Genomic DNA, 8,081 nt, shown 5'->3' on the forward strand with positions numbered 1-8,081 from the left:
CTCTATCGCCAAAAATTGCTAACCTCGCTTTTCAGGGTCCCAACATTGGGGCAGGAATAAACAATAAAACGAGGGACGGTTATGCACCATTCTCCTGAATCTTACCAATACTTTGAATCCGAGCAGATAGAGTCAAACCTGGCCGCCGGTGGCGCCGACGAGCGGGAAATCCCGTTTGTGTTCTCCGGCCGTGGAGGTGAGTACTTCCGTGTCTGGATCGTGAACATCGTACTGACCATCCTGACTATGGGCATTTACTCCGCCTGGGCCAAGGTGCGCAACAAACAGTACTTCTACGGTAACACCACCCTGGATGGGGCCAGCTTTTCCTATACGGCCGACCCGGTCAAAATTCTGGTGGGCCGTGTTGTCGCGACCGTCTTGCTGGCGGCCTATGTCCTGGCAGAGAACTTATCCGTTATTGCGGCCCTTGTAATGTTCTTGGTTTTTCTGATCGCCTTGCCCTGGTTGGTCTGCCAATCCTTGCGCTTTAATGCCCGTTACAGCCGCTACCGGAACGTTTCCTTCGAATTTACGGGTACCCCGTGGGAGGCGGCGAAAGCCTTCCTGTTCTGGCCCATCGCCGGAGCGTTGACGCTTGGGATCTTAATGCCGTTTGCCATACAGCGGCAGCAGCGGTTTATGGTCAGCCATCACCAGTACGGTGCCAGCCCGTTTGATTTCCACGCTCGCCCGGGGCTGTATTATCAAATCTTTTTGGCGGCGGGCGCCATTGCGTTGGTCGGGTTTCTCGTGGCGGGCGCCATCTCTACCGCCTTGGGCGCGATTCTGGGAGTGACGGGCGTAGTCGTTTCGTTCTTTTTGTTTTTTGTGGTTTACGTAGTACTCGGGGCCGGCGTGGCGGCGGCCATTGCCTGCCAGCGCTACAAAAATACCACGATTGAGCATCACCGCTTTGATGCAAACTGGAGTGTTATTTCCTACGCCGCTATTGTGCTTTCCAACACGCTTCTCACCATTGTGACGCTGGGTATGTATTACCCCTGGGGCAAAGTCCGGCTGGCCCGTTACAAGGCGAACCACACACGGGTATTTGCGCGGGGCAGCCTGGATACCTTTGCGGAGCGTCAGCGCGAGAAGGCCGGGTCGGTGGCCGAGGGCGTGAGCGACCTGTTCGACTTTGATATCGGACTATGACCCGACCCTGGTGCATTGAAGGGGACTGGTACCCGCTGGGGGAGTCCCGCCGCGTTAAGGCCCGCCTGGAGCGCGGCCCCCTCGACCGCGCTCGCCTGACTAAAGAAGAAGGGGAGCCGGTTGACGTTGAACTGAGCCGGCTCGAGGTATCGCCCCGGCTCGGCAACACCCCGCGCTACATTACCTTCCCGGACGGCGCTGTACTGGAAACCTCCGATAATACCGCCGTGGATGACATGCTGCGCCAGCGTGGCGGCTCCCGAGGGGGCTTCGTGCACTGGCTGGAAAACCATCGGGCGGCGGTGCTGGTGGCGGTTTTTCTGACGGCGGCCTTTGTCTGGGGCAGTGTTCAGTTCGGGGTGCCGGCGGTGGCGAATGTCATCGCCCACCGCCTACCGGCTGACACGCTCAACCAAGTCTCGCGCGAGACGCTGACCGTGCTTGATCGCACCCACTTTGACGAAACTGGCCTGAGTGAAAGCCGGCAGGCGGAACTGCGCTCCACCTTCGAGCCGCTTCTGAAACGCTACGAACGCCTCGAGGGGCCCGAGTATCGGGTGCTGTTTCGTAGAGGGGGTGAGAGCATCGGCCCCAACGCCATGGCCCTGCCCGACGGTACCTTGATATTTACCGACGAACTGATTTACCTCGCGCGCAATGACAACGAACTGCTGGCCATACTGGCCCACGAAGTGGGGCACGTGGAGCACCGCCACAGCTTACGCGCGCTGATCCAGACTTCATTGCTGGGTGTGGGGGCGATGGCGCTGTTGGGTGACATCTCGGGGGTTGCCGAGGTGGTGGCGACGTTGCCCGTGGTGTTTGCCAGTCTGTCCTACTCAAGGGATCACGAGCTGGAGGCGGATGCGTTTTCGGCCCGTTGGTTGGACCGGGAGGGCATTCCGCGGGAGGCCTTTTCCTCCATCATGACTCGCCTGAGGGACTGGGGACAGTGCCGGGCGGTCTTTGAGGGCGCCGGTGTTGAAATGTCCTTGGGGGAGGTTTCCGAGGCGCGGTGGCGCGAGCGCTGCGATACGCTGAGTGAGGAGGCGGACAAGCCGTCGCAAGGGGCGGGTTTAAGCCGCTACTTGTCGACGCACCCCGCCACCGAAGACAGGCTGCGCCGCTTTGAAAAGCATGAGTAAACGGTATTACCCAAAAAAATCCTGTTTCAGCGCCTGATGCTGCTCCGGCTTTAGGCGCGGGCCATACTGGGTGACTACCTTGCCGGCTGCCTTGCTGGCAAAGCGGCCGGCCACATCGTACCCGTGTCCCTGGCTCAGGGCATACAAAAAGGCGCCGGCAAACATATCGCCGGCCCCGTTGGTATCGACCGCTTTTACCGGCTCGGCGTCGATGTGGTAGGAGTGCTCGCCGTTAAACACCAGAGCGCCGTCGGCGCCACAGGTAATGGCAAAAGAGCGGCAGTATTCCTGAAGGGACTGGGCGGCTTCTTCTAGGTTGTCGTAACCGGTAAAGCCCATGGCCTCTTCCCGGTTGCAGAACAACAGGTCCACGCCTTCGCCAATCATTTCCAGCAAGCCGTCCCGGAAAAACTGTACCATGGCCGGGTCAGACAGGCTCAGGGCGGTGAGGGTGTTGCGCTTTTCGGCCCGCTTGCGCAGTTCAATAGCAGCGGCGCGGCCGGTGTCCGAGCTCACCAGGTAGCCTTCAATGTAAGCATAGTCCGAGGCTTCAATCGCATCGGAGTCCAGCTCATTGACCGACAGGGTCGCGCTGATGCCCAGGAAAGTGTGCATGCTGCGCTCGGCATCCGGGCTGATCATCACCAGGCATTTGCCGGTAATACCTTCGTCTTTGCCCAGGTGTGCCGGGTACTCCACGCTCGCATCTTTGATGTCCTTCAGGTAGAAATGGCCGTTTTCATCGTCCGCCACCTTGCAGGAGTAAAAGTTGCGGCAGCCGAAGTAACCGGCGGCGGTAATGGTGTTGGCCCCGGAGCCGCCACTGGCGCGCTTTGAATGAACCAAGTGGTCTCGCAGGTAGTCAATGAGTTCGTCCTGGCGAGGCTCGTCCACCAGCGTCATCACACCTTTGGCCACCGCCATGGCTTTGAGATCGTCGTCGCTAACCTGGATTTCCGTGTCCACCAGCGCCGCGCCGATGCCATAGATGTGATAGTGATCTTTCATTTGAGTCCTCGCTGTCGATCATCCGGCGGGCGTTTTATTCGCTCGCCCGGTTGGGTTTTGGCCACCCATTATGCAAAATAAGCGCCCTGCGTAAAAGCGCAGCCTATAACGGCGCGCCGCACCTGTTTCGAGAGACTGCTGTTCTATGACCCGACGCCGCCACAAAACCCGCTCCCGCCGCAAAGGCCCCAGCCCCTCCGGTCGTCACGGCTGGGCCCTGTTCCGCTTGTGGGCGCTCTATATTCTGGGCTTTCTGCTGGTGGTGTTCGTGCTGTGGGTGCTGTATCTCAACTCGGTGGTCCAGGAGAAGTTCGACGGGAAAAAGTGGTCCGTTCCCGCCCGGGTGTACGCTCGGCCGCTGGAGTTGTATCGGGGGCTCGCCGTCACTCACACCCTGTTTGAGCAGGAGCTGCTGGCTCTGGGCTACCGCCCCGTGGAGCGGGTCAGCGGCCCCGGGCAGTACTCCCGTCGCATTGACGGTGGTGCGCGCCACTATGAGGTCTACAGCCGTGGTTTTGAGTTCTGGGACAAAGATGAACCCGCCCGCCGCTTTCGCCTGACGTTGGAAAATGGTCGCCTCACTCGCATGAGCGAAGCGGACGGCGGCTCCCTACCGCTCATGCGGCTGGAGCCGGAGGAAATCGGTGGTATTTTTCCCGCCCATGGGGAGGACCGCCTGCTGGTACGCCTGGAAGATGTGCCTCCCCTGTTGGGGGAAACCCTCCTGGCCGTGGAGGACCGCCACTTCGTGGACCACTTTGGGGTATCACCTTCGGCGATTCTGCGGGCCGCCTGGGCCAACATTCAGGCCGGTCGTGTGGTGCAGGGCGGTAGCACCTTGACCCAGCAACTGGTCAAGAACTTCTACCTAACCCGTGAGCGCAGCTTCCGGCGCAAATTCCAGGAAGCCGTCATGTCGATACTGCTGGAGGTGCATTACAGCAAGGCGCAGATTCTGGAAACTTACATCAACGAAGTCTACCTGGGCCAGAGTGGCTCCCAGGGCGTACACGGCTTTGCCCTGGGCGCGCAGCACTACTTTGCCCAGCCCCTGAGCGAGCTCAGCACCGAAAAAATCGCGCTGCTGATCGGCATTGTCAAAGGCGCCTCCTACTACAATCCATGGCGCCACCCCGAGCGGGTCAAAAGCCGGCGGGACCTGGTCCTTCGGGTGATGGAGCGCGAGGGGCTGATTGATGCGGCCGAGCGCAAGCGTGCCACCAATGCCCCCCTGGGCATTGTCCCGGACACCGACTACAGCTTGCAGAGCTATCCGGCCTTTATTGAGCTGGTTAAACGTCAACTCCAGCGGGATTACCGGGAAGAGGACCTGAAGAGCGAAGGCCTGCGCATCTTTACCAGTCTCTCGCCCATGGTACAACGCCGCCTGGAGCGCGTGGTCAGTGAGCGCATACACCGCCTGGAGCAGGGCTATAGCACGGAAGGCCTGCAAGGCTCCGCCGTGGTTACCTCCGTGGGCGCGGGGGAAGTGCTGGGCCTGGTGGGCGATCGCAACGCCCGTTTTGACGGCTTCAACCGGGCGCTGGACGCCCGCCGGCCCATCGGCTCTCTGGTCAAACCATTCGTTTACCTGACCGCGCTCCAGAAGCCGGAGGAATACCACCCCGGCATGCTGATCAGTGACGAGCCGGTCGTGGTGGAAGCTCGTAATGGTAAGCGCTGGGAGCCGCGAAACTCCGATCTGGAAAGCCACGGCGAGGTGCCGCTCTATCAGGGCTTGATTCACTCCTACAACCAGGCCACCGCCCGGTTGGGAATGAATTTGGGTTTGGAGTCGGTCTACAACACCCTGCGCGAGGCCGGCTTCGAGGGAGACGTTCCCCAGGTGCCCTCGATTTTGTTAGGCGCCGTGGAAATGAGCCCTTATGAAGTCTCGGGCATTTACCACACCCTTGCTGCCGAGGGCGTCTACACGCCGCTGCGGGCCATCCGCGAAGTGCTGACCGCCGAGGGAGACCCGTTGCGGCGCTACCCGCTGGAAATGGAGCAGCGTTTCAGCCCCGAGGCCAGCTTTCAGATGCAATACCTTCTGCAGCTGGCTTTGCGCGAGGGTACGGGTAAACAAGTCTATAAACGCCTGCCGGAAGACCTGGCCCTGGCCGGCAAAACCGGCACCACCAATGACTACCGAGACAGCTGGTTCGCCGGCTTCAGTGGCCAACACCTGGCTGTGTTCTGGATGGGACGGGACAACAACGAGAAAACCCCGCTCACCGGCTCCACCGGCGCCCTGCACGCCTGGGCGGACCTCATGGGTGAGCTGCCCACACAAGGCCTGCCCGTTACCCCGCCGGGGAACGTAAGCTTTGATTGGCTGGATGAAAAGACCGGAAAACTCAGCGCCGAACGCTGCGAGGGGGCCGTGTGGCTGCCGCTGAGAGAAGGGCAGGGGCCAAAGGAGTCGGCTGACTGCCGATTGGATCGCTCCTCCTCCCCGAGCTGGTGGCGGCGGCTTTGGCGTTAAACGCCGCTAAAAAGCGCCATTACCAAAAAAAGCCGGTGCAAAAGCACCGGCGAAAATAGGAGTACACATTCAAGGAAAGTATCCTGACTTGGTCCCACTGGACCCAACTGGTGGCGGTTTGTCTAAACCAGAGAATTGCAATCACCAGTAATGATAAGTATCGGCGCTATGAGCGATTACGCCAGTTTTTGAGGCGCCCCCGCTAAACCAATTGGAAATAGCGCCAAAAGAAAACATTAAGTTTGGCTATATATTGCTCTAATGTGGTTATTGGCGCCTGTTTAAGGACGCCCTCACCTAGAAAACCAGTGTCCCGGTTCTCTGAGAAGCCCGGTTATGAACCGTCTCCAGTGCCTGATACAGGTGAGAATCCGGCGGGCTGAAGCGCAGCCCCTGCTGGGCAAACTGACGCGCCTGCTCGGGCTTGGACAGGCTCATATAGCTTTGGGCCAGCACCAGATAGAACTCCGGCTCGCGGCGGTCAATACGCAGTCCCCGCTCGGCGGTGGCAATCGCCGCTTCAAAATCGCCCTGCTGGTAGGCCAGGCGCGCCTGATCAATCAGGCTGATCACCGCCGCCGCGCCGCTGTCCACGGGGGGCTTGTCAGTCTGGTCTTGGCCATCCATCGGTGCCACGCAGGCGGTCAGCACCAGCGCTCCCGCGCCCAGGAGCCAAATCCGAGTGAAACTATTCACGAGACAGTCCTCTGAGGGTTAATACATCTGGAGGCCATCATACCAGCTGTGGGGGTGAATGCACTGCCACCTAAGGGCGAAATTGCTCAAGGTCGCAGGAAATGCCATTCGGCCATTTACACACGCAATCGAGCTGTTATAATTCCGCCCTCACTGGCCAAGGCCAGACAAGTCGGAGCGTAGCGCAGTTTGGTAGCGCACCTCGTTCGGGACGAGGGGGTCGGAGGTTCGAATCCTCTCGCTCCGACCACTAATTTAAGACTAAGCCCCTGATTTTCCTAGAGAATTTCGGGGGCTTTTTCGTTTGGGGCTATGCTTGAGGGACTGGATGCGCGCACCGCTCATGTTCTGGCTCGGCTTTTAGCCGGCTCCCTTCTTGTTTTAAACTGCTGACGAGTGTTTTAGTTTAGTCGCTTATAACCCTCATTAGTGCGAGCTAAGGAATGAGGATAGGTGCATTAGCTGCCTACCCCTACTTTTAGATAGGTGGTGACATACCACAGCCTATGTTGATTTGGTGAGGAGCCGATATTTTGAAGGGGTACGGCGCTACTGCCCTGGTCATTCTGTCGTTATTTTTCATAAGTGAGGGAACTGCTATGCCGCCGGAGAAAGTTTTCACTACAAAACGGATGAAAACGGTTATTTCTCTATACCAAAGAAAACAGACCTATATAAAGATAGCCCTCTTGCCCAGCTCGTTATTACTCAGGAAATTACCGTGAAGTATGATGGCGAAGAGTACTTGATATGGACGTTGAGTAAGACTGACGGGGGCTAAATGTAGAGCTTGGGGGGATCCGAAAAATTTAACCTGTGAATTAGCAGAAGACCTAAACACCATCAGAACTGACGAAGTTCTTATGGGAACAAGATGTAACGGGGATATCTGACATACAAGGAGTTTCTATGAACGTTCCAAGCCCTGCCGTTGCAGATAAAATTGCGTATCTTCTCGCGACTGGCATCAGCATGGTCGAAACCGTCAGCTTCTGGTTGGAGTGTCTTATGCGAAAAATTATGCAAGCTCTGGGGATGCGCACACCAGACAGCAAGGAGGAACTGACGGAGAGCCTCACTCGGCATGTACTGAGGCGTTTGACCGCGAAATAAAACAAGGAAGCGAGAAACGCTATTGAAAAACTCTAGCTATGACCAAAAGAAGGTAGTCAATGGAATTTCTGATTGTCAGTGCGAAGGTCTTTGCCTCGGTTCTTCTGACGGTACTGTTACTGGTGTCGATCATGAAAGCTCATCCGAGAACCCACAACCCTGAGTACCCACCTTTGGCGGAGTACGGGGCAGGCTTCATCTTATTCTTCGCCGCGCTATGCGGCTTCTACTTTCTGTGGTTTAACTGAGTTGACCACCCGAAGCGACCCTAATGAACTCTGTATGGCATGGTCAAAGGAATTTCGCGGAGCGTATCGGAATCCAGTTTGTTAATGGCCATCTACTTTGACCCGCGTGAGGGGAGGATGGGGCAGTTTAGGTGTAAGCGTTCATTCTACAGCGTTCTACCCAGCCTGAATATCGCGCGATAGCATGGCCTCTCATTCATTGAGGAGGCAGATTATGACCACTACCTA

Annotated in this window: 7 protein-coding genes, 1 tRNA gene and 1 pseudogene; 7 read left to right on the plus strand and 2 right to left on the minus strand. The window is 58.0% G+C overall.

Features of this window, described 5'->3' with window-relative positions; translation table 11 throughout:
- Window positions 1-81: 81 nt before the first annotated feature.
- Together AAE514_RS13605 and AAE514_RS13610 are read left to right on the plus strand one after the other, a co-directional pair.
- On the plus strand, window positions 82-1,158 hold the full coding sequence (locus AAE514_RS13605) for a YjgN family protein (protein WP_347332096.1): 1,077 nt from the start codon (window positions 82-84) through the stop codon (window positions 1,156-1,158).
- Entirely contained in the window at window positions 1,155-2,303 is a 1,149-nt protein-coding gene (locus AAE514_RS13610; RefSeq protein ID WP_347332097.1) for a M48 family metallopeptidase, read from the plus strand. Before AAE514_RS13605 ends, AAE514_RS13610 begins: the two co-directional genes overlap by 4 nt.
- A gap of 6 nt (window positions 2,304-2,309) precedes the next feature.
- On the opposite strand, the gene AAE514_RS13615 is transcribed toward AAE514_RS13610, so the two are convergent.
- Window positions 2,310-3,311, minus strand: a complete 1,002-nt coding sequence (locus AAE514_RS13615) for an adenosine kinase (RefSeq protein ID WP_347332098.1) — start codon at window positions 3,309-3,311, stop codon at window positions 2,310-2,312.
- A gap of 145 nt (window positions 3,312-3,456) precedes the next feature.
- Between AAE514_RS13615 and mrcB the strand changes: the two genes are divergently transcribed.
- Window positions 3,457-5,796, plus strand: a complete 2,340-nt coding sequence (gene mrcB, locus AAE514_RS13620; protein ID WP_347332099.1) for a penicillin-binding protein 1B — start codon at window positions 3,457-3,459, stop codon at window positions 5,794-5,796.
- Window positions 5,797-6,093: 297 nt separating this feature from the next.
- On the opposite strand, the gene AAE514_RS13625 is transcribed toward mrcB, so the two are convergent.
- The gene (locus AAE514_RS13625; RefSeq protein WP_347332100.1) at window positions 6,094-6,492 is read right to left on the minus strand and encodes a tetratricopeptide repeat protein; all 399 of its coding nucleotides are present in this window, start codon (window positions 6,490-6,492) and stop codon (window positions 6,094-6,096) included.
- A gap of 173 nt (window positions 6,493-6,665) precedes the next feature.
- Between AAE514_RS13625 and AAE514_RS13630 the strand changes: the two genes are divergently transcribed.
- The 4 genes and pseudogenes from AAE514_RS13630 to AAE514_RS13640 all read left to right on the plus strand — a co-directional run bounded on the left by AAE514_RS13630 (window position 6,666) and on the right by AAE514_RS13640 (window position 7,853).
- Window positions 6,666-6,742: transfer RNA gene (locus AAE514_RS13630), tRNA-Pro, on the plus strand.
- A 369-nt stretch (window positions 6,743-7,111) separates the two neighbouring features.
- Window positions 7,112-7,273, plus strand: a pseudogene (locus AAE514_RS18600) (DUF6795 domain-containing protein); the annotation flags it as partial.
- A gap of 128 nt (window positions 7,274-7,401) precedes the next feature.
- Window positions 7,402-7,605, plus strand: a complete 204-nt coding sequence (locus tag AAE514_RS13635; protein WP_347332101.1) for a hypothetical protein — start codon at window positions 7,402-7,404, stop codon at window positions 7,603-7,605.
- A 59-nt stretch (window positions 7,606-7,664) separates the two neighbouring features.
- Window positions 7,665-7,853, plus strand: a complete 189-nt coding sequence (locus AAE514_RS13640) for a hypothetical protein (protein WP_347332102.1) — start codon at window positions 7,665-7,667, stop codon at window positions 7,851-7,853.
- Window positions 7,854-8,081 lie beyond the last annotated feature (228 nt).

It is taken from the genome of Marinimicrobium locisalis, assembly GCF_039822625.1.
In the GTDB taxonomy this organism is placed as follows: domain Bacteria; phylum Pseudomonadota; class Gammaproteobacteria; order Pseudomonadales; family Cellvibrionaceae; genus Marinimicrobium; species Marinimicrobium locisalis.